The organism is Roseovarius sp. PS-C2 (assembly GCF_018862045.1).
Lineage (GTDB): Bacteria > Pseudomonadota > Alphaproteobacteria > Rhodobacterales > Rhodobacteraceae > Roseovarius.
In genome coordinates, this window is sequence record NZ_JAHKSQ010000003.1 from 183,015 (window position 1) to 208,390 (window position 25,376).

The 25,376-nt window shown below is 63.6% G+C and carries 23 protein-coding genes; 11 read left to right on the forward strand and 12 right to left on the reverse strand.

The genetic code is table 11. The features are described from left to right. The first annotated feature begins 125 nt into the window (after positions 1–125). A complete protein-coding gene (locus KPG71_RS06910) occupies positions 126–2,333 on the forward strand; it encodes a PAS domain-containing sensor histidine kinase (protein ID WP_216337603.1) in 2,208 nt (735 codons plus the stop codon). A gap of 7 nt (positions 2,334–2,340) precedes the next feature. After that, positions 2,341–3,750, forward strand: coding sequence for a sigma-54 dependent transcriptional regulator (locus tag KPG71_RS06915; protein ID WP_216337377.1), 1,410 nt, complete (start codon positions 2,341–2,343; stop codon positions 3,748–3,750). A 19-nt stretch (positions 3,751–3,769) separates the two neighbouring features. Here KPG71_RS06915 and KPG71_RS06920 read toward each other — a convergent pair whose 3' ends face one another. After that, positions 3,770–4,249 (reverse strand): hypothetical protein, encoded by a 480-nt coding sequence (locus KPG71_RS06920; protein ID WP_216337378.1) that lies wholly within the window; start codon positions 4,247–4,249, stop codon positions 3,770–3,772. 98 nt (positions 4,250–4,347) lie between these two features. Here KPG71_RS06920 and trkA point away from each other — a divergent pair, with 98 nt between their 5' ends. The 4 genes from trkA to hflX all read left to right on the forward strand — a co-directional run bounded on the left by trkA (position 4,348) and on the right by hflX (position 8,900). Then, positions 4,348–5,724 carry a Trk system potassium transporter TrkA gene (trkA, locus tag KPG71_RS06925; protein ID WP_216337379.1) on the forward strand — a complete coding sequence of 459 codons (1,377 nt, stop codon included), beginning with the start codon at positions 4,348–4,350 and terminating at the stop codon, positions 5,722–5,724. Positions 5,725–5,727: 3 nt separating this feature from the next. Further along, a complete protein-coding gene (locus KPG71_RS06930; RefSeq protein ID WP_216337380.1) occupies positions 5,728–7,248 on the forward strand; it encodes a TrkH family potassium uptake protein in 1,521 nt (506 codons plus the stop codon). Positions 7,249–7,383: 135 nt separating this feature from the next. Continuing rightward, positions 7,384–7,623, forward strand: a complete 240-nt coding sequence (hfq, locus tag KPG71_RS06935; RefSeq protein WP_073031556.1) for an RNA chaperone Hfq — start codon at positions 7,384–7,386, stop codon at positions 7,621–7,623. 35 nt (positions 7,624–7,658) lie between these two features. After that, the gene (hflX, locus tag KPG71_RS06940) at positions 7,659–8,900 is read left to right on the forward strand and encodes a GTPase HflX (protein ID WP_367397317.1); all 1,242 of its coding nucleotides are present in this window, start codon (positions 7,659–7,661) and stop codon (positions 8,898–8,900) included. 7 nt (positions 8,901–8,907) lie between these two features. Here the strand turns inward: hflX and KPG71_RS06945 are convergent, their stop codons facing one another. The 6 genes from KPG71_RS06945 to KPG71_RS06970 all read right to left on the reverse strand — a co-directional run bounded on the left by KPG71_RS06945 (position 8,908) and on the right by KPG71_RS06970 (position 15,836). After that, complete coding sequence (locus KPG71_RS06945; RefSeq protein WP_216337382.1) at positions 8,908–9,243, reverse strand: multidrug efflux SMR transporter; 336 nt, start codon at positions 9,241–9,243, stop codon at positions 8,908–8,910. A gap of 431 nt (positions 9,244–9,674) precedes the next feature. Further along, positions 9,675–11,882 (reverse strand): NADP-dependent isocitrate dehydrogenase, encoded by a 2,208-nt coding sequence (locus tag KPG71_RS06950; protein WP_216337383.1) that lies wholly within the window; start codon positions 11,880–11,882, stop codon positions 9,675–9,677. A 208-nt stretch (positions 11,883–12,090) separates the two neighbouring features. Continuing rightward, positions 12,091–13,305, reverse strand: coding sequence for an MFS transporter (locus KPG71_RS06955; protein WP_216337384.1), 1,215 nt, complete (start codon positions 13,303–13,305; stop codon positions 12,091–12,093). After that, positions 13,302–13,667, reverse strand: a complete 366-nt coding sequence (locus KPG71_RS06960) for a potassium channel family protein (protein WP_216337385.1) — start codon at positions 13,665–13,667, stop codon at positions 13,302–13,304. The genes KPG71_RS06955 and KPG71_RS06960 overlap by 4 nt, the downstream gene beginning before the upstream one ends. A 2-nt stretch (positions 13,668–13,669) precedes the next feature. Beyond that, complete coding sequence (locus KPG71_RS06965; protein ID WP_216337386.1) at positions 13,670–14,323, reverse strand: DsbA family oxidoreductase; 654 nt, start codon at positions 14,321–14,323, stop codon at positions 13,670–13,672. Next, positions 14,310–15,836, reverse strand: a complete 1,527-nt coding sequence (locus KPG71_RS06970; protein ID WP_216337387.1) for a class I adenylate-forming enzyme family protein — start codon at positions 15,834–15,836, stop codon at positions 14,310–14,312. The genes KPG71_RS06965 and KPG71_RS06970 overlap by 14 nt, the downstream gene beginning before the upstream one ends. Before the next feature lie 66 nt (positions 15,837–15,902). Here KPG71_RS06970 and KPG71_RS06975 point away from each other — a divergent pair, with 66 nt between their 5' ends. Beyond that, the gene (locus KPG71_RS06975) at positions 15,903–16,526 is read left to right on the forward strand and encodes a helix-turn-helix domain-containing protein (RefSeq protein ID WP_216337388.1); all 624 of its coding nucleotides are present in this window, start codon (positions 15,903–15,905) and stop codon (positions 16,524–16,526) included. A 10-nt stretch (positions 16,527–16,536) separates the two neighbouring features. On the opposite strand, the gene gluQRS is transcribed toward KPG71_RS06975, so the two are convergent. The 3 genes from gluQRS to KPG71_RS06990 form a co-directional block, all read right to left on the reverse strand. Continuing rightward, positions 16,537–17,391 (reverse strand): tRNA glutamyl-Q(34) synthetase GluQRS, encoded by an 855-nt coding sequence (gene gluQRS / locus KPG71_RS06980; RefSeq protein WP_216337389.1) that lies wholly within the window; start codon positions 17,389–17,391, stop codon positions 16,537–16,539. A gap of 51 nt (positions 17,392–17,442) precedes the next feature. Then, positions 17,443–18,804: a methylenetetrahydrofolate--tRNA-(uracil(54)-C(5))-methyltransferase (FADH(2)-oxidizing) TrmFO gene (gene trmFO / locus KPG71_RS06985; RefSeq protein WP_216337390.1), complete on the reverse strand. Its 1,362-nt coding sequence runs from the start codon at positions 18,802–18,804 to the stop codon at positions 17,443–17,445. 539 nt (positions 18,805–19,343) lie between these two features. Then, the gene (locus tag KPG71_RS06990; RefSeq protein WP_216337391.1) at positions 19,344–20,132 is read right to left on the reverse strand and encodes an enoyl-CoA hydratase; all 789 of its coding nucleotides are present in this window, start codon (positions 20,130–20,132) and stop codon (positions 19,344–19,346) included. Between the two features lie 61 nt (positions 20,133–20,193). Between KPG71_RS06990 and KPG71_RS06995 the strand changes: the two genes are divergently transcribed. The 4 genes from KPG71_RS06995 to KPG71_RS07010 all read left to right on the forward strand — a co-directional run bounded on the left by KPG71_RS06995 (position 20,194) and on the right by KPG71_RS07010 (position 23,856). Further along, positions 20,194–20,613, forward strand: coding sequence for a PaaI family thioesterase (locus tag KPG71_RS06995; RefSeq protein WP_216337392.1), 420 nt, complete (start codon positions 20,194–20,196; stop codon positions 20,611–20,613). 220 nt (positions 20,614–20,833) lie between these two features. Beyond that, complete coding sequence (gene rplM, locus KPG71_RS07000) at positions 20,834–21,298, forward strand: 50S ribosomal protein L13 (RefSeq protein ID WP_073031533.1); 465 nt, start codon at positions 20,834–20,836, stop codon at positions 21,296–21,298. Beyond that, on the forward strand, positions 21,298–21,786 hold the full coding sequence (gene rpsI / locus KPG71_RS07005; protein WP_216337393.1) for a 30S ribosomal protein S9: 489 nt from the start codon (positions 21,298–21,300) through the stop codon (positions 21,784–21,786). Before rplM ends, rpsI begins: the two co-directional genes overlap by 1 nt. 75 nt (positions 21,787–21,861) lie before the next feature. Beyond that, positions 21,862–23,856, forward strand: a complete 1,995-nt coding sequence (locus KPG71_RS07010; RefSeq protein WP_216337394.1) for an acyltransferase family protein — start codon at positions 21,862–21,864, stop codon at positions 23,854–23,856. Positions 23,857–23,859: 3 nt separating this feature from the next. Here KPG71_RS07010 and KPG71_RS07015 read toward each other — a convergent pair whose 3' ends face one another. After that, positions 23,860–24,477, reverse strand: coding sequence for a TetR/AcrR family transcriptional regulator (locus tag KPG71_RS07015; RefSeq protein ID WP_216337395.1), 618 nt, complete (start codon positions 24,475–24,477; stop codon positions 23,860–23,862). Continuing rightward, positions 24,470–25,339, reverse strand: a complete 870-nt coding sequence (gene ppk2, locus KPG71_RS07020) for a polyphosphate kinase 2 (protein ID WP_216337396.1) — start codon at positions 25,337–25,339, stop codon at positions 24,470–24,472. The genes KPG71_RS07015 and ppk2 overlap by 8 nt, the downstream gene beginning before the upstream one ends. Positions 25,340–25,376 lie beyond the last annotated feature (37 nt).

Below are 25,376 nucleotides of genomic sequence, written 5' to 3' on the forward strand. Positions count from 1 at the left end.
GCGGAGCGCCCGTAGGTGCCGTATATGTTGCGGTGCGCCACGTCTGGCGCACAACTTGGTGGGGGTCGTGCGTGGCAGAGCAGACACGCAAATGGACGTGGGAACGGGTCAACCGCCTGCGGCGCATGAAGCGCCTGCAAACGCTGGCGACCTTCGGTCTTGTCGTTCTGGGGCCGGTTCTGGCGGTGGTGACCTATCTGGTGATGGGGCCGCTGGACAAGGGCGCATCCTCGGACGTGCTGCGCATCGTTCTGTTGTCGGATCTGATCTACGTGATCATGGTCGCCGCGCTGGTGATGCAGCGGGTGGCGCGGATGGTCGCGGCGCGGCGCAAACGCTCGGCGGGGTCGCGGCTGCACCTGCGCCTGACCGGCGTTTTCGCGCTGATGGCGCTGTTGCCGACGATCGCGGTGGCGATATTCGCGACGCTGTCGGTCAATATGGGGCTCGAGGCGTGGTTTTCCGAACGGGTCGGCGGCGTGGTGGACAGTTCGGTGGCCGCCGCGCAGGCCTATGAAGAGGAACACCGCCGCGATCTGGTGGCGGATGCGCGGGTGCTGGCCTCGGTCATCAATGCCACGAAACGCGCCACGGTGTTCATGGACGATGGCGAATTGCGCCAGATCCTGTCGCAGGGGCAGCGCGAGATTCAGCGTGGGCTGCGCGAGGCCTATGTGATTGACGGCACGGGGGATATCCGCGCGCGCGGCGAGCGATCCTACCTGTTCGATTACGAAGAGCCGACCGAGGCGCAGATCAGGCGCTCGGTCGAGGAGGGGATCGTCGTGATCCGCGATTGGGACAACAACGAATTCCGCGCGCTGATGCCGCTGGAATCGATTCCCGACCGGTATCTGTATGTCAGCCGCAACGTGGACGGGGCGATTCTGAACCTGCTGGACGAAACGCAGGAAACCGCCCGCTTTTACGAACAGCGCGAAAGCGAACGGGGCAGGGTGCTGTTCGAGTTCGGGCTGGTCTATGTCGGGTTCGCGGTGATCCTGATTCTGGCCGCCGTGTGGCTGGGCATGTGGTTTGCCGAACGGCTGTCGCGCCCGGTGGGCCGGTTGACCAGCGCCGCGCAGCGCGTGGGCGATGGCGATCTGGATGTGCGGGTGCGCGAGGAAGAGGGCGACGACGAGATCGCGCAGCTGAGCACCTATTTCAACCAGATGACGGTGCAACTGAAGCACCAGCGCGACACGCTGCTGGCCAATACGAGGCAGATCGAACGCCGCCGCAGGCTGTTCGATTCGGTGCTCGGATCGGTTTCGTCGGGGGTTGTGGGGCTGGACGCCAAGGGGCGGGTGGCTTTCGTCAACAAGGCTGCCGAGCGGTTGCTGGACTGGCACGAGGATCAGGCCAGCCTCGATCTGAGCGTGGCGGTTCCCGAGTTCGGGGCGTTGTTCGACAAGCTGCGCGCCAGCGCGGGCGGCTTCGTGCAGGAGGAAATCAAGGTCAGCCGGGGCGGGCGCGTGGAAAACCTGCTGGTGCGTATGTCGACCCGGCGCAGCGAGGCGGGCAAGCGCGAGGGCTATGTGGTGGCTTTCGACGATGTGACCGATCTGGTCGCGGCGCAGCGCATGGCGGCCTGGGGCGACGTGGCGCGGCGCATCGCACATGAGATCAAGAACCCGCTGACGCCGATCAAGCTGTCGGCGGAACGGATCAAGCGCAAGTTCGGCCGGGTGCTGGAGCCCGATCAGGCGGAGTCGCTGGAGCAACTGACCGATGTGGTGATCCGCCAGACCGACGATTTGCGCCGGATCGTGGACGAGTTCTCGAAATTCGCGCGCATGCCCGAACCCGAGGCCAAACCCGAGACCCTGACGCAATTGCTGCGCGAGGCGGCGTTGTTGCAGGAGGCAGGTCAGCCCGATGTGCGCTTTGCGCTGGATCTGTGCGACGATCCGCTGCGCGCGAGCGTGGATGCGACGATGATCAGCCAGGCGCTGACCAACCTGATCAAGAATGCGGGCGAGGCCATCGAGAGCCTGAACGAGGCGGGTGCGCCCGAGGGCCATGTGCCGCAGATTCGCATTTCCAGCACCATCGAGGACGGGCAGGCGGTGCTGCGGATCGCCGATAACGGCATCGGCCTGCCGGAAGACCGGTCGCGGCTGTTCGAGCCTTACGTGACGACGCGGGAAAAGGGCACGGGGCTGGGCCTGCCCATCGTGAAGAAGATCATCGAGGAACATGGCGGAACGCTGGCGCTGGAAGATGCGCCTGCTTTCGCCGAAGGCGCGCGCCGCGGGGCGATGGCCGTGGTGCGCCTGCCGCTTCTGGCCGAGGGTCAGGATGTGGCGACTGTGGAACAACAGGCGGTATGAGGACAGTATGAGCGATATTCTGATTGTCGACGACGAGCGCGATATTCGCGAACTGATCGGGGATATCCTGGAAGACGAAGGGTTCGGCACGCGGCTGGCGGGCAATTCCGAGGACTGCATGACGGCAATCGCCGAAGAGGTCCCCGCGCTTCTGATTCTGGATATCTGGCTGAAGGACAGCCAGATGGACGGAATCGACATCCTGAAGGCGGTCAAGCGTGATCATCCCGAGATTCCGGTGGTGATCATTTCCGGGCACGGCAATATCGAGATCGCCGTCGCGGCGATCAAGCAGGGGGCCTATGATTTCATCGAGAAGCCGTTCAATATCGACCAGCTTCTGGTTGTGATCCGGCGCGGCATGGAAACAAGCCGGTTGCGGCGCGAGAACCAGGATCTCAGGCGGCGCGAGACCGAGAGCGCCGACATGCTGGGCGCGAGTGCGGCCTTCCGCACGCTGATGGGGCAGCTTGAGAAAGTCACCAAGTCGAACGGGCGCGTGATGCTGACCGGCCCGGCGGGATCGGGCAAGGAACTGGCGGCGCGCTATATCCACGGCAATTCGGGGCGGGCGGATGCGCCCTTTGTCTGCGTCAGTTGCGCCTCGATCGAGCCGGACCGCATGGAAGAGGTGCTGTTCGGGCGCGAAAGCGAGGAGCGCGGGCTTGAAACCGGGCTGTTGGAAGAGGCCAATGGCGGGGTGATCTATTTCGACGAGGTCGCCGACATGCCGCTTGGCACGCAGTCGAAAATCCTGCGGGTTCTGGTGGACCAGACGTTCCTGCGCGTGGGCGGGAGCGACAAGGTCGAGGTGGATCTGCGGGTGATTTCCTCGACCAGCCGCGATCTGGAGGCCGAGATCGCTGCGGACCGGTTCCGTCGGGAATTGTATCATCGTCTGAACGTGGTGCCGATCGCGGTGCCGAGCCTCGAGGAGCGGCGCGAGGATATTCCCGACCTTGCCGCGCATTTCATCGCGTTGCTGAACAGCACGCAGGGTTTGCCGCTGCGCGAGCTGGGCGAGGAGGCGGCGGCGCTGCTGCAAACCATGAGCTGGCCGGGCAATGTGCGCCAGTTGCGCAACGTGATCGAGCGGGTGCTGATCCTGGGCGATCCGTCGGGAGAAATCCGTGCGACGGAAATCCCCGGCGAGACCGAGGTTCCGGCGGAAGACGGGCGCGTGGTGCTGTCGGGCGCGGTGGCGACGATGCCGCTGCGCGAGGCGCGCGAGGCGTTCGAGCGGGAATACCTGATGACGCAGATCAACCGGTTCGGCGGCAATATCAGCCGCACGGCGGAATTCGTGGGCATGGAGCGCAGCGCGCTGCATCGCAAGCTGAAGTCGCTGGGTGTGGTCACCGGCGCCAAGACGGGCCGTGCGGGCAAATCCGATGACGAAGAGGCCGCCGCCGGCTGAGCGGCGTTGCCGCCCGCCGTCAGTCGCCCGAGGGCGTGACGATCCGCCACTCGCCCGATTTCAGCCGCACGGCGCAGCTTTGATCGGTCAGGGGCGGGAGCGGCGCGGCGGTGTTGACGGTGATCTTCTGGCCGCCCTCGCTTTGGCAGGCGGGCAGGCGGACCTGCGTATAGCCCTTGTCGGCCATGCAGGCCTGAACGACATCTTCACGCAAGGGGGCGTTGACGTCATAGCGTTCGTATTGCGCCGGGCGGACCAGCACGCGCCGCCAATAACAATGCCCGGACGGGGTACAGACCGGTTGCGAGATATACTCGGCCGGGATGTAACGGCTCCTGATCTCGGTGGGGACGGTTTCGAGCGCGGCCACGCGGCAGGCGGTCAGATCCTTCGAGAGCCGGGTGGGGCTGATGCCGGAGCGATACCAGAGCGGAGGCGGCGCGCAGGCCGAGAGCACCGACAGCGCGAGCGTGAACAGAAGGAAGCAGGAGCGAGTCATGCCCCGATGATAGCGCGGTTTGGAGAGGCGGACAAAGCAATTGACCCTGCATATCCCTTCTGTCATGCACAGGGTCCAGACAGGGTGAGGCATGGAACATGAAGGTCATCATCTGCGGTGCGGGCCAGGTCGGGTGGCAGATCGCCCGCCATTTGTCCGGTGAGCGCAACGATGTCACTGTTGTAGACAACAATCCGGATTTGGTGCGCAGGGCCACCGATACGCTGGATGTCCAGGGGATCGCGGGCTTTGCCAGCTATCCCGACGTTCTGGACCGGGCCGGGGCGCGCGATGCGGACATGATCATCGCGGCCACCTATTCCGACGAGGTCAACATGGTGACCTGTCAGGTGGCGCATTCGGTGTTCTCGGTGGAGCGCAAGATCGCGCGGCTGCGCAGCCAGTCCTACCTGACGGCGATCTATTCCGATCTTTACCGGCGCGATCACATGCCGATCGACGTGGTGATCAGCCCCGAACGCGAGGTCGCCGAGGCCGCGATGCGCCGGCTCGGCTCGCCCGCGGCGTTCGACACCGAGATGTTCCTTGCCGGCAAGGCGCAACTGATGGGGTTGCGGCTGGAAGAGGATTGCCCGGTTCTCAACACGCCGCTGCGGCAGTTGAGCGATCTTTTCTCGACCCTGCGGGTGGTGGTGCTGGCGATCCGCCGCGAGGGGCGGCTGTTTGCACCCGAGGCAGGGGATCAGCTGTTCGAGGGCGATGAGGCGTATATCTTTGCGCCGCTCGAAGACATCCCGCGCACGCTGGACGTTTTCGGCAAGACCCAGAACAATCAGGAACGTCTGGTCATCGTGGGGGGCGGCAATATCGGCCTTGCGGTGGCGCAGGCCTGCGAAGAGCGCGGCACCCGCACGCGCACCAAGGTGATCGAGCGTGACCGTCACAATGCCGAACGCGCCGCCGATGCATTGGAGCGGACCATCGTTCTGCACGGTGACGGGCTGGATTCGGCATTGTTGAGCGAGGCCGGAATAGCGCGGGCGGACGCCACGCTGACCGTCACCGACGACGACAAGACCAATATGCTGGCCGCGGTGCGCGCCAAGGCCGAGGGCTGCCCGTTTGCCATTGCGCTGATCAACGATCCGACGCTGATTCCGTTGATGGAGCCGTTGGGCATCGACGCCTATATCAACCCGCGCGCCACCACGGTCAGTTCGATCCTGCGCCATATCCGGCATGGCAAGGTGCGCTCGGTCTATTCCCTCGGGGATGCCGAGGCCGAGGTGATCGAAGCCGAAGTCATGTCGACCTCGGGGATTGCCGGATCGACCATCCGCGAGATCGACTTTCCCGAAGGGGTGCTGGTGGGGGGTATTCAGAAGGGATCGAAGATTCACAAACCGACGGGCGGCCTGCGCATCGACGCGGGTGATGTGATCGTCCTGTTCGCCATGTCCGACGATGTGGCGAAGGTCGAACAGTTGCTTCAGGTTTCGATTGATTTTTTCTGACCCATGATTGCGCGGCTGCTGTCCTTTCCGCTGATCCTGATCCTGTCGGGGATTGCGGCTGTCGCGATGCTGCTGCCGGGGCTGCACGCGCTGGCGCAGGGCGATTTCAGCGTCGCGCGGGCCTTTACCTATTCCAGCATCCTGGGGCTGGTGCTGGTGGCGCTGATCGGGCTGGCCATGTCGAACCATCCGAGGCGCGTGAACAGCGACCTGAACGATCTGTTGTCGCTGTTCCTGGCCTTTACGGTGCTGCCGCTGTTCCTGGCCGTGCCGTTTTACGAGGGGCTGGCCACCACCAGTTTCCTCAATTCTTATTTCGAAATGGTGTCGTCGCTGACCACGACGGGGGCGACGATGTTCGCCGATGCGGGACGGCTGACCGACAGTCTGCATCTGTGGCGCGGCATGGTGGGCTGGTTCGGCGGATTGCTGATGTGGATTGCGGCCTCGGCGGTGCTGGCGCCGCTGAACCTTGGCGGGTTCGAGGTGACGGCCAGCGGCGAGCCGGGACAGTTCGGCACCGAAACGATGCGCTTCGAGCGCGCCAGTTCCGCCAAACGGCTGAGCCAGGTCACCCGGCAACTGGCCCCGATCTATATCGGGCTGACCGCCGCGCTGTGGCTGTTGCTGGTCATCGGGGGCGACCGGCCCCTGGTGGCGGTGGTGCATGCCATGTCGACGCTGGCCACCAGCGGGATTTCGGCGGTCGGCGGGGTCGAACATGCCGGATCGGGTTTTACCGGGGAGGCGGTGATCTTCCTGTTCTTTCTGTTCGCGCTGTCGCGGCTGACCTTTTCGTCGGACACCGTGACCACGGCGCGGCCGGGCCTGCATCACGATCCCGAGTTCCGGCTGGGCATGATTCTGGTGTTCGGGGTGCCGTTGCTGTTGTTCGCGCGGCACTGGATCGCTGCGTTCGACGTGGACGAGGTGGAAAATCTGTCGCTGGCGGCCAGTGCGCTGTGGGGCGGGGTGTTCACGACGCTGTCGTTCCTGTCGACTGCCGGATTCGAAAGCGCGTCATGGGATGTCGCACGGGACTGGTCGGGACTGGGAACGCCGGGGATGATCCTGCTGGGCCTGTCACTGATCGGCGGCGGTGTGGCGACCACGGCGGGCGGGGTCAAGCTGTTGCGGGTCTATGTGCTCTATCTGAATTCGCATCGCGAGATGGAGCGCATGGTGTTTCCCTCGTCGGTGGGGCGCTCGGGGCCGGGAACGCGGCGTATCCGCCGGCAGGGCGCGTTCATCGCCTGGATTTTCTTCATGCTGTTCGCGATGTCGCTGTCGATGATCATCATGGTGCTGGCAGGGCTGGGGCAGAGTTTCGAATCCTCGGTGGTTCTGACCGTGGCGGCGCTGTCGACCACCGGGCCGCTGATCACAGTCGCGGCGGAAACGCCAATCGAACTGCTGACGCTGAGCGGCCCGGCGAAGATGGTGATGTGCGCGGCGATGGTGCTGGGACGGCTCGAGATGCTGGCGATCATTGCGCTGTTCAATCCGGGGCTGTGGCGGGATTGAGCGCATCCCTGTCGGATCGGCGTGCAGTGATTTGATTTTTGGGCTGGAAAGTCGTGAGGACGCACTCCATACTCGGGCAGACGGATACATCGCGCCAGTCCGTGGCGTGCGCAAGAACAAAGGCTTTGATGGACCATGGCATCTGATCGACAAAATCTTCAGGACGCATTTCTGAATCAGGTACGCAAGACCAAGATCCCGGTCACGATTTTTCTGATCAACGGTGTGAAACTGCAGGGCGTTATCACATGGTTCGATAACTTCTGTATCCTGCTGCGCCGCGACGGGCAGTCGCAACTGGTCTACAAGCATGCGGTTTCGACCATCATGCCGTCGCAGCCCGTCAGCCTCTACGAGGGTGACGACGCGTCTTGACGCAAGACACAGACCACACAGACACACGCGCATGGGTGTTGCACCCTGACATCCCGTCGGCGGGATCGGGGCGCGATCCGGCATTGGCCCTGGAAGAGGCCGTTTCACTGGCCGAGGCCCTGCCGGGGCTCGAGGTGTGCGGTGCCGATGTGGTGCGCCTGCCGAGGCCGCATCCCGGAATGCTGTTCGGCAAGGGCAAGCTGGAAGAGCTGAAAACCCGGATCGAGGCGGACGAGATCGAGCTGGTTCTGGTCGATGGGCCGGTCAGCCCCGTGCAGCAGCGCAATCTGGAACGGGCCTGGGGTGTCAAGCTGTTGGACCGGACCGGGCTGATCCTTGAGATTTTCAGCGACCGCGCGGCAACCCGTGAGGGCGTGTTGCAGGTGGAGATGGCGGCGCTGAGCTATCAGCGCACCCGGCTGGTGCGGGCCTGGACCCACCTTGAGCGGCAGCGCGGCGGGCTGGGGTTTGTCGGCGGTCCGGGCGAGACCCAGATCGAGGCCGACCGGCGCGCCATCGACGAGCAACTGGTGCGGCTGCGGCGGCAGTTGGAGAAGGTGGTGAAAACGCGCGAGCTGCACCGCGCCTCGCGCGCCAAGGTGCCGTTCCCCATCGTGGCGCTGGTGGGCTATACGAACGCGGGCAAGTCGACGCTGTTCAACCGCCTGACCGGGGCCGAGGTGATGGCCAAGGACATGCTGTTCGCGACGCTGGACCCGACGATGCGGCGCATCGAGTTGCCCGGTGGCGGGCCGGAGGTGATCCTGTCGGACACGGTGGGCTTCATCAGCGATCTGCCGACCGAACTGGTCGCCGCCTTCCGCGCCACACTGGAAGAGGTGCTGGCGGCCGATCTGATCGTGCATGTGCGCGACATCTCGCATCCCGAGACAGCGGAACAGGCCGCCGATGTGCGCGCCATTCTGGACAGTCTGGGCGTGCGCGAGACCACGCCGCAGATCGAGGTGTGGAACAAGATCGACCGGCTGGATGCCGAGGCCCGGCAGGCGGTGGTGACCCGCGCCGCGCGCAGCGACAACGTGCAGGCGCTGTCGGCGGTGACCGGCGAGGGGATGGACGCGCTGATCGAGGCGATCACCACGGGCGTGACCGAGGCCACCCATGTCAGCGTGCTGCAGCTTGGGTTCGACGCGGGGCGCAAGCGCGCATGGCTTTACGAGCGCGGGCTGGTCGAAGAGGAACGCCAGACCGAAGACGGGTTCGAGTTGAGCGTGCGCTGGAGCGCCAGGCAGGAAGCGCAGTTCGGCCAGGTGTGAGGCTGCGTCAGTGGTGGGCGGTGTTGGAGAACAGCTGAATCAAAACGATTCCGCCAAGGATCATGCCGGTGCCGACGATGGCGGGCAGGTCGAGTTTCTGGCCGAACACGACAAAGCCGATCATCGCGACGAACACGATCCCCAGCCCCGCCCAGAACGCATAAGCGATGCCCACCGGGATATATTTCAGCGTCAGGGCCAGCAGGTAGATCGCGATGCCATAGCCGATCATCGCCAGCAGCGAGGGCCAGAACCGGGTGAATTGCTGGCTGGCCTGAAGCGCGGTGGTGCCGATGGTTTCGGCGGCAATGGCGACGATCAGCAGAAGATAGACCTTGGTCATACGCGGCTCCGGCGTTTGGGGTATGAGGCCGTGCTACGTGGTTTTCGGGGGCTGTGCAATCGCGTGTCGCGCGTGCGAAAAAATGTCTGGGTGATACCTGTGTCGTTGCCATCCACCTGTATTACGACAATCCACGCGAACATGGCTGGTGGCGTCAGGATGCGTCGAAACGGGTGGAGCCGGCGGGTGCATCGTGACCGGCCTGCGGTATGAGCCGCGCACATATGACCCGCAGAAGACATTGCTATATCTGGTGCAAAACAGTGGTTGGGCCCCGCGTAAATAAAGCGGATTTGGCGTTTTCCTGCCTGAAACCGTGGTGGTCGCGAGGCAGCGGTTCCGGGCGGGCGAATTCTTGAAAAGAATTCGGGCCGGAAACTTTTGAAGTTTCCGGGTCCCGGCCCCGAGGGGCCGGGCCTGTTTGAACGCAATCAGTCGATGATGGCGTTGAGCGTGGCGCTCGGGCGCATGACCGCGGCCAGTTTGTCGGCGTCGGGGTGGTAATAACCGCCGATATCCGCCGGTTTGCCCTGTGCGGCAGCTAGTTCGCCGGTGATTTTGGCCTCGTTTTCGGCGAGGGCCTTGGCGACGGGGGCGAATTCCTGTGCCAGGTCGGCATCGTCGCCCTGGGCGGCCAGTGCTTCGGCCCAGTAGCGGGCGAACCAGTAGTGGCTATCGCGGTTGTCGGGCTCACCCACCTTGCGCGAGGGCGAGCGGCCATTGTCCAGAATACCCTGCGTGGCGGTTTCGACGGTTTCGCCCAGCACTTTGGCGCGGGCATTGCCATTGGCCTCGGCCAGGAACTTGAAACTTTCGCCAAGCGCGCAGAATTCGCCGAGGCTGTCCCACCGCAGGTGGTTTTCGGCCTGAAGCTGTTGGACGTGCTTGGGGGCCGAGCCGCCAGCGCCGGTTTCGAACAGCCCGCCGCCGTTCATCAGTTTCACGATCGACAACATCTTGGCCGAGGTGGCCAGTTCGAGGATCGGGAACAGGTCGGTCAGGTAGTCGCGCAGCACGTTGCCGGTGATGGCGATGGTGTTTTCGCCCCTGGTGATGGTCTCAAAGCTGGCGCGGGTGGCGTCGCGGGGCGACATGATTTCGAACTTGTCAGCCGCGCCTTTGGCTTCGAGGATGGGTTTCACGTATTTGATCAGCTCGGCGTCGTGGGCGCGGGCCTGATCCAGCCAGAAAATCGCACGATAGCCGGTGGCCTTCTGCCGTTCGATGGCGAGATTCACCCAATCCTCGATCGGGGCCTTGCGGGCCGAGGCCGAGCGCCAGATGTCGCCCGCTTCGACGCTGTGTTCGTGCAGAACGGTGCCGTCATCGAGAACCATTTTCACGGTGCCGTCGGCGGGGATTTCAAAGGTCGTCGGGTGGCTGCCGTATTCCTCGGCCTTCTGTGCCATCAGGCCGATATTCTGCACGGTGCCTGCGGTGGCCGGGTTCAGCTTGCCGTTGGCCTTGAAGAATTTGATGGCCTCGTCATAGACCGGGGCGTAGCTGTCATCGGGGATGACGCAAACGGTGTCGTGTTCCTTGCCGTCCGGGCCCCAGCCCTTGCCGCCGGCGCGGATCAGGGCGGGCATCGAGGCGTCGATGATCACGTCCGAGGGCACATGCAGGTTGGTGATGCCGTTGTCGCTCTCGACCATGTACATCGGCGGGCGGGTGGCGCGCACCTCTTCGATGGCCTTGAGGATTTCGGGCTGATCCTTGACGCGCTCCAGCAGGTCGCCGAGGCCGGAATTGGGGTTCACGCCCAGGTCCTTCATCTGGTCGCCGTATGTCTCGAAGACGGGCTTGAGCCATTCCCGGACGGCGTGGCCGAAGATGATCGGGTCGGAGACCTTCATCATCGTCGCCTTCATGTGCAGCGAGAACAGCACGCCCTCGTCCTTGGTTTTTGCGATCTCGTCGGCAAGGAAGGCGTCAAGCGCCTGTGCGCTCATGTAGGTGGCGTCGACGACGGTGCCTGCGGGATAGCTGACGCCGTCCTTGAGCACGGTTTCCGAGCCATCGGCGGCGGTCAGCACGATCTTTGCGGTCGCTGCCTTGTCGAGCGTTGCCGAGGTTTCGTTGGAGAAGAAATCGCCGCCCGACATCGAGGCCACGCGGGTTTTGCTGTCAGCGCTCCAGTCGCCCATGCGGTGGGGGTTGTTCTGGGCGAATTTCTTGACGGCGGCGGCGGCGCGGCGGTCGGAGTTGCCTTCGCGCAGGACGGGGTTCACCGCCGAGCCCTTGATCGCGTCATAGCGAGCGCGGGCGTCCTTTTCGGCGTCACTCGAGGGCTCATAAGGGTAATCGGGGATGGCAAAGCCCTGATCCTGCAATTCCTTCACGGCAGCGACAAGCTGAGGCACCGAGGCGGAAATGTTGGGCAGCTTGATCACGTTGGCGTCGGGGGTTTTGACCAGTTCGCCCAGCTCGGCCAGATCGTCGGAGATGCGCTGATCTTCGGTGAGCGATTCCGGGAAGGCGGCCAGGATGCGGCCCGCGAGCGAGATGTTTTTGGTGCCCACCGAGACGCCCGCCGCAGCGGCAAAGCGCTGAATGATCGGCAGGAGCGAGGCGCTGGCGAGTTCGGGCGCTTCGTCGACCTTGGTGTAGATGATGTCGGGATTGGAAGTATTGGCCATCTGTGATCCCTTTCGATCAGGTTTTGGACTGGTCTGCGCCCCCCGAAGTCATGCGGGCGGGCAGGCGGTAGGGTCTTGGTTGGGCCTTCGCCGCTCCCCTGCCGGTGTCGGCGCGGTGGGGCGAAGACTCGGGACTTGCCCGCGTCATAGCGCAATCCGTTGGGACGGGAAAGATGGTATGCGACAGTATACTGAAAAAGTTTTCAGATCAGACGGCGTATTCCTCGGAGCGGGCCAGCCGGGTCATCAAACCTCGGGCGACCGCGACCGCGATCAGCACCGCCAAGAGGAGCGGCATCGGCGTGCCGTTGAACATGAGCCCCACGGGCACGGTCAGCAGGACCGACCCCACGGTGGCGATGGCCGCGATCACGCTGGCGCCCATGCCCGCGATATGACCGAGCGGTTCCATCGCCAGCGCGTTGATATTGCCAAGGGTCAGTGCGGCATGGGCAAAGACGCTGGTTTGCCACGCGATATAGAGGGGAAACTGCCACGCGGGCGGCAGCAGGCCGAGCCAGAACGCCAGAACCATGGCCCCCGACAGCGCGATCTGCACCGATAGAGCGGCGGCCACCATGCGCCGCATGCCAAGGCGCATCACGACCCGCGCATTGAACAGGCTGAACAGCCCGGCGATCATGGCCATCATGAAGAACCAGACGGGAAAGCTGTCGGCGCGGTCGAAGAAGGCCTCGAAAACCTGCTGGATCATCGAGATCGAACAGAACAGCGTCGTCATGCACAGCATCTGCACCGCGATCGACAGGCGCACGGTGCGATGCGACAGCACCTCATGCAGGGCGAGCGCCATGGCGGCGCGGCGGAAGGGGCGGCGCGCCTGTGGCGGCAGGGGCTCGTCGAGCCGCAACGCCAGCCACAGGCTGCTGGCCAGCGCGAAAACGATGAAGGACACGAAGATCATGCGCCACCCGGCAAGGTCGATCACCACGCTGCCCGCCAGCGGCGAAATCGCCGGCACAAGGGTGAACACCATCATCACGAAGCTCATCAGCCGGGCCATGTCGCGGCCCGAATACAGGTCGCGCACGATAGCCAGAGCGACGATGCGCGCCGCTGCCGCCCCGAGCCCCTGAACGATCCGCGCGGCGATCATCAGCTCCAGCGTCGGGGCGGCCCATGCCAGTGCGGCGCCGAAGATATAGATGCCCGCGCCGGTCAGGACGACGGGCTTGCGCCCGAAACTGTCCGACAGCGGCCCGGTGAACAGGGTTCCCATACCGAGGCCGAGGATGAAGGACGTGACCACCAGTTGCGCGCGGTTGAGTGCCTGCGGCGTCAGTTCCGCGCCGATCTGGGGCAGGGCGGGCAGCATGGAATCGATGGAAAAGGCGACCGTTGCCACCAGCATCGCCATCATCGCCACGAATTCCACCCGACCCAGCCGGGATTGCCCGGTCATTGCCCCGGACTTTCAGAATCGGCCTTGCCGTGCTGGCCGTCTTCGCCGGGCCATTTGCGGCGTTTTGCGCGCTCTTCGCGCAGGCTTTTGCGAATCTCGTGCCTGCGCACGGCGAAATTGCCGAATTGCTGGATCGCGATGGCGAAAATGCCGAGCCCGAGGATGATGAACACCGTCGTGGCGATCTTGCCCAAGGCAGTGGCCGGAACCAGCTCGCCATAGCCGACGGTGGACAAGGTGACGACGGTGAAAAAATAGCTGTCCAGCCAGCTCCAGCCTTCGACATGACGAAAGAACACCGTGCCGCTGCCGATCAGCGTCAGCAGCAGCCCGACCAGCGTTATGGCCTTGGTGCCGTTCATGATCAGCTTTCGCCCGGCGCTTGGTCGAGCTGCGCGGTGATCTCGTCGATCACCTTGAGCCACAGGTCGGGCGGCTGCGCGCCGGGCACGGCGTGCTGGCCGTTGACGATGAAGGTCGGCACCGAGGAGATGCCCATTTCGCGAAACTGCGCATCGCTGGTGCGAATGGCGTCCGTATCCGCGTCCGAGGCCAGCAGGCGGCGCACCAAGGCGGCGTCCATTTCCAGCCCGTCGGCCAGATCGGCCAGAACATCGTGATCGCCGATGTCGCGCCCGTCCTGAAAATAGGCCCGAAACAGCGCCATGGCCATTGCCGTCTGGCGATCCTCGATGCCCGCCCAGTGGATCAGGCGATGGGCGTCCAGCGTGTTTGGGGTGCGTTCGATGGCCTCGAAATCAATCTTCAGACCGGCCTCGGCGGCCTTTTCCGCAACCGGCAGGTAGGCCTGCACCGCGGCGTCCTTGCCGCCGAACTTGGCTTCGAGATAGGCGCGGCGGTCCATGCCTTCGCGCGGCATGTCGGGATTGAGCTGAAACGGATGCCAGTGGATCGTGAACGGATGGTTTGGCCGATCCCCGAGGGCGGCGTCCAGCAAGGTCTTGCCGATATAGCACCACGGGCAGATCGGATCGGAGACGATATCAAGCTTGACCATTCAGGACCTCGTAAATCGGACGCAATTCCCGCCGCAGCAGTTTGCCGTTCGCGCCGGTGGGCAGGCTTTCCACATGGAAATAGCCACGCGGGCGTTTGTAGGCGGCGAGGTTCTCCTGCACATAGGCGTTCAGGGCGTCGGCGTCCACCGGGTTGGGCGCGGTGTAGAAGGCCATGATCAGGCGCGTGTCCTGTTTGACCTCGATATCGGTGACGGCGGCCTGGGTGATGTCCGGGTAGCGATTGAGAACGGTTTCGACTTCGAGTGGCGAAACGCGAAAGCCCCCCGCGTTCATCATGTCGTCAGCGCGGCCCAGATAGGCGATGTCGCCTCTGTCGTCCATCATGCCCTGATCGCCGGTCAGGAACCAGTCGCCCTGAAACCGGGCGGCGGTATCTTCGGGTGCGTTCAGATAGCCCAGCATCAGCCCCGGATCGCTGCGGTGAATGGCGATGGTGCCTTCCTGCCCGATCTCCACGGGACCGTCGGGGCCGACGATGGCGACTTGGCGGCCCGGTTGCGGGCGGCCCAGAGTGCCGGGGCTGGCCGGGTGGTCGGGGCTGGCCGATATGAAGGTGGAGCATTCGGACATGCCATAGGCTTCGTGTATGGCGGTGCCGGTCGCGTCCTCCCAATGATGGCGGATATTGTCCGACAGTTTTTCGCCCGCAGCCAGCCCGTGGCGCAGTTTGGGCAGCGACAGGGGCGTGTCAGGGCCAAGCATCTTGCGAAAGACGCCCGGCGCGGCGGCAAAGATCGTCGCGTCATGGCGTTTCAGCAGCAGCGGCAGTTGCGCGGGCGTGATGCCCGGTTCGGGGATCAGCGCGGTGGCGCCCACGGTCCAGGGGTCCATCAGCCCGGTGCCGAGCGTATAGGTCCAGTTGAACGCGCCGGCATGCAACAGCCGATCGTCGGCGTGCAGACCGCTCCAGCCGCCGATCATCATCTGGCGTGCCCAGATGGCGCGATGGGCGTGGCACACGGCGCGCGGCACGCCCGATGTGCCGGAAGTGTAGATGATATAGGCCATGCGGTCGGGATCGCCCATGTCCCATTCAGCCGGGGGCAGGTCGCGCATGTCCTCCAGCGCGGGCTGGTCGATGATGGGCACATCGGTTTCCGGGCAGGCGATGCCGGGCCCAAGCAGGATGACCGCCGGATTCAGCGTGGCGATCATCTTCTCCACCTCCGGCGCGGTCAGTTGCGACGAGGTCGGCACGGGCACCAGCCCCACGGCGATGGCCCCCAGGTAGGCGATGGGAAATTCGACCGTATTGCCAAGCCGCATCAGCACCCGGTCGCCCGGTTTCAGCCCGGTTTGCAACAATCCGGTGCCGGTGCCCAGCACCGCCTGTTTGAGGCACGCATAGCTCCAGCGTTCGGCGCCCGAGAGCCGCAGGATGGCCAGCGCCACCTTGTCGGGGGTATCGTCGGCATGGGCCAGCACATGGGCCGCCAGATTGAACGGCGCGGGGCAGGGCGGGTGCGGGGCGGTGTGGGTTTCGGCAAGCATGCGCAGGGATTAGGCCGCGCGCCCCTCAGTTGCAAGTGGGGCTGAGTGCTCTTATAGGAACGGCTTATGCAGCGAACGACACCTCAGAACCTGATCCGCGTGGCCCGCGAGAATGGCCGCGACGAAACGGCGGAGCCGTTGAACCTTGGCGAACGGGTGCGTGAGCTGCGCAAGGCGCGGGGCTGGACGCTGGAACAGGCGGCCAGTCAGGCGGGGCTGGCGCGCTCGACCCTGTCGAAGATCGAGAACGGGCAGATGTCGCCCACCTACGACGCGCTGAAAAAGCTGGCGGTGGGGCTGGAGATTTCCGTGCCGCAACTGTTCACCCCGCCGCAGCGCGAGCAGATCAGCGGGCGGATGTCGATGACACGGGCGGGCGAGGGGCAGCAGCAGGCCACCGCCACCTATGAGCATGAATTGCTGGCCGAGACCCTGACCAAGAAGCGCATGATGCCCTATCGCGCCCGTATCCGGGCGCGCAGCGTCGAGGAATTCGATGGCTGGGTGCGCCATGACGGCGAGGAATTCCTGTATGTGCTGACCGGGGTGATCCGGCTGTATACGGAATTCTACGAGCCGATCGAGATGCGCCGGGGCGACAGCGCCTATTACGACGCGACGATGGGGCATAACGTGGTGTCGGTGAGCGACGAGGATGCGACGATCCTGTGGGTTACGTCGCTGACGTGAAGTTCGCCGCCTAAAAGCCTACCATATCGCGAATATCCCTTGGGCTGCGTCCCTCAGAACGATAGGTGGCGATGGCGCGGGCGTCGTCGCGCTTGGCCAGTCGCTTGCCGGTATCGTCGCGGATCAGGCGGTGGTGGTGATAGATCGGCGTCGGCAGGCCCAGAAGGCGTTGCAGGACGACATGAATCTGCGTGGCGCTGAACAGATCCTGCCCACGGATCACGTGACTGACCTGCTGATCGGCATCGTCCAGCACGACGGACAGGTGATAGGACGCCCCCATGCCGGGCCGCGCCAGCGCCACGTCGCCCACGGTGGCCGCCATATCCAGCGGGGTGATCCGGCCGGTTTCGCCATCCGGGCCGCTGCCGGTTTCCGAGAACGTAACCGGCCGCTCCAGACGCGCCAGCGCGCGGGCCATATCGAGCCGCAGCGGTTTGTCGGGCATCGGGCCGGTAGGCGGGGTGGCGGGGCGGCAGGTGCCCGGATAGATCATCCCGTCAGGGCCGTGCAGCGGCGCGCCTTCTTGCGGGGCCGAGGCGGCGGCGCGGATATCGGCACGGCTGCATGAGCATGGGTAGAGAAGCTCCTGATTCCACAGGATTTCAAGCGCCTCCCGATACCCGGGCAGGCGCTCGGACTGGCGCAAGACAGGGGTTGGCCATGTCAGCCCCAGCCAGTGCAGGTCGTCATAGATCTGCGCCTCCCATTCGGGGCGCGAGCGGGACCGGTCCAGATCGTCGATCCGCAAAAGGAACACCCCGCCCGCCGCCTGTGCCATGTCATGCGCCAGAAGCGCGGAATAGGCATGCCCCAGATGCAAAGGGCCGGTCGGGGATGGGGCGAAGCGGGTCCTAAACGTCATTTGATTACCGGGACTAAGGGGACGCTGTTCATGTGTCGCATCCCGGCAGTATCAGCCCTGAGCCAGCGCCGGAGCGGTCTGGTCCAGCCAATCCGTCCAGGCGGCTTTGGCGCGGTCGGTATAGGCCTTGTAGCGGTCCTTGCGGCCCCTGCGCCCGCCCTTGAGCCCCTCGACCGGCCGGAACAGGCCGAAATTGACGTTCATCGGCTGGAACGTCCTGGCCTCGGCCCCGCCGGTGATGTGGTGGATCAGGGCCCCCATGGCGCTGTCTTGCGGCGGTGGGGGCAGCGGTTGACCGAGGATTTCCGAGGCGGCCAGACGCCCCGCCAAAAGGCCCATCGCGGCGGATTCGACATATCCCTCGACCCCGGTGATCTGCCCTGCAAAGCGGATATGGGGCCGCGATTTCAGGCGCATCCGGTCATCCAGCAGTGTCGGTGAGTTCAGGAACGTATTGCGGTGAATTCCGCCGAGGCGCGCGAAACTGGCATTTTCAAGACCCGGAATCATTTTGAAAACAGATGTTTGCGCGCCATATTTCATCTTGGTTTGGAAGCCGACGATGTTATAGAGCGTCCCCAGGGCATTGTCGCGGCGCAATTGCACCACGGCCCAGGGTTTGACATCGGGCTGGTGCGGGTTGGTCAGGCCGACGGGTTTCATCGGGCCGTGGCGCAGGGTTTCGCGACCGCGTTCGGCCATCACCTCGATCGGCAGGCATCCGTCAAAATACCCAGCGGTCTCGCCCTCGTGAAACTCGGTCTTGTCGGCGGCCATCAGGGCGTCGATGAAAGCCTCGTACTGATCGCGTGTCATCGGGCAGTTGAGATAGGCGGTGCGCTCTTCCTCGGTTTCGCCCTTGTCATAGCGCGACTGCATCCAAGCCTGCGACATGTCGATACTGTCGAAATAGACGATGGGCGCGATGGCGTCGAAAAAGGCCAGCGCATCGGTTCCGGTTTCCTGCGCGATGGCCTGACCCAACCCCTGACTCGTCAGCGGGCCGGTGGCGATGATCCAGTGCCCGTCATCGGGGAGGGCGGTGATCTCGCCCTCTTCGACGGTGATCAGGGGATGAGCGCGCAACTCTCTGGTGACCGATTGGGCGAACGGGTCGCGATCCACGGCCAGCGCCCCGCCTGCGGGCAGGCGGTGGCGGTCAGCCATCGCCATGATCAGCCCGTTCGCGGCGCGCATTTCCCAATGCAGCAGGCCGACGGCGTTCTGTTCGTCATCGTCCGAGCGGAACGAGTTGGAACAGACCATCTCGGCCAGGTCGCCGGTGCGATGGGCGAAGGTTTCGACCTTGGGGCGCATTTCGTGGATCACCACGGGAACGCCCATCTGCGCCGCCTGCCAGGCGGCCTCGGACCCGGCCATGCCGCCGCCGACGATATGAAGTGTGTTGCTCATGGCCTGCGATGTAGGGGATCGCGCGGCGTTTGGGAAGGGTTCAGGAAGGGTGGCCGTGCAGGGCCCGCACCGCAGCGCCCTTGAGGCGCGTGCCGATTTTCACGGGTTCGGTTTGCGCGCCCACAGGCCATGAAAAGTGAGATGTGACGAAAACAAGGCAAATGTGGAGAAATCTTGACGCCGGGAAATCGCGTAGGCGGTGATCATGTCACCGCGAAGCCGAACCCCTTGTTTTATTGGCAATCGTGGGGTTGGCATAAGCCGTAATACTTTGCTGATCAAAAACGCTTATCCGAGTCCTTCGAATGTTACCTACACCAACCCCAAGACAAAAATGGCAGAAATACGTCACAAGAAAACTACAGATCAGGAAACGGTGTGGTTCGCTTTTGGAAACAATGGCATTAACAGACTGTTAACGATTGGAAATCCCCGAAGCGCCATATCGCGCGCCGGGGATTTCGGCTTTGGAGCGGTGTCTAATTTGTTTCAGGCGAAGGAACAATAGGTCTGATCGGCATTCATTGATGCGGATAAAGTCAGTCCTGATCCCATTCCGGCACGCGTTTTTCAAGAAAAGCGGCAATGCCTTCGGCGGTATCGCGATACAGCATGTTTTCGACCATCACCTCGCCCGTATAGGCATAAGCCTGATCGAGCGGCATTTCGATCTGATCGTAAAAGGCGCGCTTGCCGATGCGCACGGCGGCGCCCAGCTTGGCCGCGACCTTATCGGCCAGAGCGTCGGTTTCGGCCTCCAGTTGCTCATGCGGGACAATGCGGTTGATCAGCCCCAACTCCAGCGCGCGGGTCGTGCCGATGAAGTCCCCGGTGGTCAGCATCTCGAACGCCTGTTTGCGCGGGATGTTGCGCGACAGGGCGACCATCGGGGTCGAACAGAACAGGCCGATATTGACGCCGTTCACGCCAAAGCGCGTTCCTTCGGCGGCGACGGCCATGTCGCAGGACGCCACAAGCTGACACCCGGCGGCGGTGGCGATGCCGTGAGGTTGTGCGATCACCGGCTGGGGCAGGGTGCGAATGGCCGTCATCACCCTGGCGCAGCGGGCGAACAGATCGGCGAAATAGGCACGCCCGCCATCCTCGGCCTGACGGCCCTGGGTCATTTCCTTGAGGTCGTGGCCCGCGCAGAACGCCTTGCCGGTGCCGGAGATGATGACCACGCGGATCGTGTCATCCGTGGCGAGGCTGTCGAACTCGGCCTGCAGGGCGGCCAGCATCGCATCGCTGAGCGCATTCAGCTTTTCGGGATGATTGAGCGTCAGCCGTGCGACCGCGCCACGGTCGCTGCGTTCGAGAATTGCCATCTTGAACCTCCTCCTGATGTTGTGGACAAGTTTAGGCATGAAGGGGCAGGGAGGGAAGCGCATGAGCCTGAAAATGACACGAGAACAGCTGGCGGAGTTTCTGGTGGCGGAATTTCCGCAGGTCGCGGGCGATTTCGCCATCGAGGATGTCGGCGAAAACCGCATTCGTGTGCGGCTGGTGACGGAAGAGCGGCATTTGCGGCCGGGCGGCACGGTATCTGGGCCGACGATGTTCGCGCTGGCCGATGTGTCGGTCTATCTTGCGATCCTGGCGATGATCGGACCCAAGGCGCTGGCAGTGACCACGAATTGCAGCATAGATTTCATGCGCAAACCCGCCGCGGGCGCGGACCTGATCGCCGAATGCCGGTTGCTGAAACTGGGCCGGGTGCTGGCGGTGGGCGAAGTGCTGTTGTTCTCCCAGGGGGTCGAGGCCCCGGTGGCACGCGCCAGCCTGACCTATTCGATCCCGCCCGGATGAGACGGGCGTGGGCGGGGCGCTGTCCCTGCGGTCGTTTTTTTGGCAGAAGATGGATTTGACGTGGGGTATTTTAATACCTTAATTTTAAGAGCATGAAAACAAACGATTTAATCGGCATTGTCACGCTTGACCTGTGCCGCGCAGTGTTTATAACCGCGCCATCGAACAAAGGGGCGGGTCCGTGGACCGGCCCGGCACGTCAACAAGGGATTTCCCTGCAATGAAAACATTCTCTGCAACTCCGGCAGATATCGACAAGAAATGGATCCTGATCGACGCCGAGGGCGTTGTTCTGGGCCGTCTTGCCTCGATCATCGCCATGCGCCTGCGCGGCAAGCACAAGGCATCCTTCACGCCCAACATGGACATGGGTGACAACGTCATCGTCATCAATGCCGACAAGGTCCAGCTGACCGGCAACAAGCGTGAAAAGCCCAACTACTGGCACACCGGCCATCCGGGCGGCATCAAATCGCGCACCACCGGCGAAATCCTGGAAGGCGCGCATCCCGAACGCGTCGTCATGCAGGCCGTCAAGCGCATGCTGCCTGGCAACCGCTTGGCCCGCAAGCAGATGACCAACCTGCGCGTCTATGCAGGCACCGAACATCCGCACGAGGCGCAAAGCCCCGAAGTGCTGGATGTGAAATCCATGAACAAGAAGAACACGCGGGTGGCATACTGATGGCTGAAGAAATCAAATCGCTCGAAGATCTGGAATCGGTTGCCGAGGGCACCGTTGCCGAGATCGAAGTCGAAACCCCGCGCGAGCCGGTCCGTGACGAACTGGGCCGCTCTTATGCCACCGGCAAGCGGAAAGACGCGGTGGCCCGTGTCTGGATCAAGCCCGGTTCGGGCAAGGTGGAAGTGAACGGCAAGGAACTGAATAAGTACTTCGCCCGTCCGGTTTTGCAGATGATCCTGCGCCAGCCCTTCACCGTGGCCGGTGTCGAAGACCAGTTCGACGTGATGGCGACCGTCAAGGGCGGCGGCCTGTCGGGTCAGGCCGGTGCGGTCAAGCACGGCATCTCGAAGGCGCTGCAACTTTACGATCCGTCCCTGCGGTCGCCGCTGAAGGCCGCGGGCTTCCTGACGCGCGACAGCCGTGTCGTGGAACGGAAGAAATACGGTAAGCGCAAGGCGCGCCGGAGCTTCCAGTTCTCCAAGCGTTAAGCAACGCGACAACGTATCATCGAAAAGCGCAGCCCGTGGGTTGCGCTTTTTCCGTTTCCTGACCTATTTGGCACCATGAAATACAGACGCGAGATTGACGGCCTGCGCGCCGTGGCCGTTGTGCCGGTGATCCTGTTCCACGCGGGGCTAAGCCTGTTTTCGGGCGGCTATGTGGGGGTGGACGTTTTCTTCGTGATCTCGGGATATCTGATCACCACGATCATCATCGCCGAGCGGGACGAAGGACGGTTTTCGATCCTGCGGTTTTACGAACGGCGCGCGCGGCGCATTCTGCCCGCCCTGTTCGTGGTCATGGGCTTGTGCATTCCGTTTGCATGGATGTGGATGCCGCCCGAACCCTTCGACGATTTCCTGCGCAGCACGGCCTTTGCCGCGCTGTTCATCTCGAACGTCCATTTCTGGGAAAATGTCGGGTACTTCGCGGTGGACGCCGAGTTGCGCCCGCTATTGCACACCTGGAGTCTGGCGGTCGAGGAGCAGTATTACCTGTTCTTCCCGCTCTTGCTGGCCGGGTTGGGGGCGTTTCGCCGCTCGAAGCATATCATCGCGATTGCCGTATTGGCGGCGTTGTCGCTGGGCCTGAGCGAGTGGGGCTGGCGCAATTACCCCGACCAGAATTTCTTTTTTACCTTCTCGCGCATGTGGGAACTGTTCGCGGGGTCGATCTGTGCCTTCATCGTGTACAAACGCCCGGTCGCGCCGAACGGTCCGGCGGCGGCGCTTGGGCTGGGTATGATCCTCTATGCGGTGTTCTTCTATGACGGGGCCGTGCCGTTTCCGTCCATCTATGCGTTGATGCCGGTTGTGGGCACGGCACTGGTGCTGTTGTTTGCGCAACAGGGCACGATGGTGGCGCGGCTTTTGTCGACGAAGCTGCCCGTGGCAATCGGGTTGGTCAGCTATTCGGCCTATCTGTGGCATCAGCCGGTCTTTGCCTTTGCCCGTCTGCGCAGCCTGCACGAGCCCGCTCTGTGGGTCATGCTGGGGCTGGCGCTGGTCAGTTTCGCCCTTGCGGTGCTGAGCTGGCGATTCATCGAGCAACCGTTCCGCGCCGGGCCGCGGAAATGGCTGCCGGGCCGCCCGGCCTTGTTCGGTGCGAGCCTGGCGGGGATCGCGGCCTTCGTGGTGTTCGGCCTGGGGGGCATGCAACTGGGTTGGGCCAACAGTCGGCTGGACGGGCGCATGACACCGTTCTTTCAGGAGATGCTGGACAGCACGGCCCGCAGCATTCCGACGGTCAGATGTATCGACTCCCTCGACCCGGATGGGAATTTCTGCACGATCTTCAAAGGCCGCGAGGACGGTGAGACGATCGCCGTATTCGGCGACAGCCATGCGCGCGCCATCCTGCCCGCATTCCAACAATATTCTCAGGACAGCGGCGCCCGGCTGGTGGCGGGGATCAAGGGGGGCTGCCCGCCGTTGATCGGGGTTTATATCCTGAACGGAAACTTTCCTTTGGGCACCTGTCACGATCTGGCCGAAGCGCAGGCGCGGTTTGTCGCGGACAACGACATCTCGACCGTGGTTCTGGTTTCGCGCTGGTCGCTCTACACCAAGGGCACCTATGGGCGTGAGGGGGACGTTTTCCTGCTGAACGACCAGCCCGCCCGCCAATCCGGTGGCCGCGCGGCGGGGCGTCCGATCTTTGCAAAGGCTCTGGAGCGGACCGTATCCCATTACCGGGATCTGGGCGTCCGGGTCATCATTCTGGAGCAGGTGCCGCAATTACTGATCACACCCGACGAGGAGATTTTCGCGGCGATGATGCTGCGCGGGGATTCGAGCGCGGCGCGCCAAACGCTGGCCGAAGCCGGTGTGCCGGTGGCCTGGCACGAGGATTTGCAGAGCTTTGCGCGCGAACAGTTCGACAAGCTGGAAGGGCTCGATGGGGTCGAAGTCGTCTCGGTGTCCGATGCGTTCCGCGATGGCGATATGTATCGCTGGTTCGTCGACGGGCGGTCGGCCTATTCCGATCTGGATCATGTTTCGGCCTATGGCGCGCGCCTGTTGCAACCGCGCATGAGCGAGATCCTGTCCGGCGAGTAATATCTATTCGTCGGGTGGGATCAGGCCGAGACCGCGCAGGTAAATCCCGATCCCGGATTCCAGCAGTTCTTCGGGGGCGAAAGGCGAAGCCGTGCCGGGAGAGTTGCGCGCGAACAGTTCGACCACGCCATGCGACATCGCCCAGATATGGGCGCTGAACATCGCGGCGGGCGGGCGTTTTCCCGGTGGAATATGCTGGCTGAGGGCCTCGGCGGCGCGTTCGAGAATGGCGCGGGCGCGGCTGGCCTCGTGCGCCAGTTCCGGGGTGCGGTTGACCGATATGCCGCTTTCGAACATCGCGATGTAATGGCCGGGATATTGCCGGGCAAAGGCCAGATAGGCGCGTCCCGTCGCCTCGAAACTGGCCAGCGCCGAGGGTTGACCCTTTTCAAAGGCATATTGCATCACGTCGGCAAAGATCGCGTAGCCCTGGCGCGAGGCTTCGGCGATCAGATCGTCACGCCCGGCGAAATGGCGATAGACCGCTGCCGGGGTCACCCCGGCCTGTTTGGCCGCCTCCGACAAGGTGAACCCGGTCGGCCCCCTGGCCTCGATCAGGCGCAGGGCGGATTCGACAAGGGCCTGGCGCAGGTTGCCGTGATGATAGCCGCGCTTACCCATCCCAGATGCCCGGGCCGCCACAGACCGCAGGGTCGGGTTTGCCGACGGCCCTGGTATCCTTGCGGTGGTAGTCGATATGGCTCAGAACATGGCGGATCGCCTCGGTTCGGGCGCGGCGTTTGTCGTCGGAGCGGATGATCGTCCAGGGCGCGTGATCGGTATGGGAGCGCTCCAGCGTTTCGGAAATGGCCGCCGAATAGGCATCCCATTTGCGCAGGCCTTCGACATCGATCCGGCTGAGTTTCCATTGCTTGAGGGGGCTGCCTTCGCGCTGCAGGAAGCGGCGCAATTGTTCGGCCCGTCCGACATTGAGCCAGAACTTGAACAGGTAAATACCTTCATCGACCAGCATGCGCTCGAAATCGGGAACCTGAGCGAAGAAATGTTCGCGCTGCTCGTCGGTGCAGAATCCGAACACCTTTTCCACGACACCGCGATTGTACCAGCTTCGGTCATAGAACACGATTTCGCCCCCGGCGGGCAGATGATCGATATAGCGTTGGAAATACCATTGCGTGGCCTCGATATCCGAGGGTTTGGAAAGCGCCACCACCCGCGCACCGCGCGGGTTGAGGTATTCGCGAAAGCGTTTGATCGTTCCGCCTTTGCCGGCGGCATCGCGCCCCTCGAACACGATGGCGATGCGTGCGCCGCTTTCCTTGGCCCAGGCCTGCAACTTGACCAGTTCGATTTGAAGCGCCTCGAGGTCCTTCTCGTAATGCTTGCGCGGCAGGCGTTCGGAATGGGGATAGGACGAATCGAGGATATCGCCCTTATCCGCCCGCCTGATGGCGTTGCGAATGTCCTGGGGCGCGTCCTGTTCATAGAACCTGCTGATCTCGCCGTCGAATGGCAGTTCCATCGGCCTCTCCTTGGTTTTGCGCGTACTATGGCCGCTT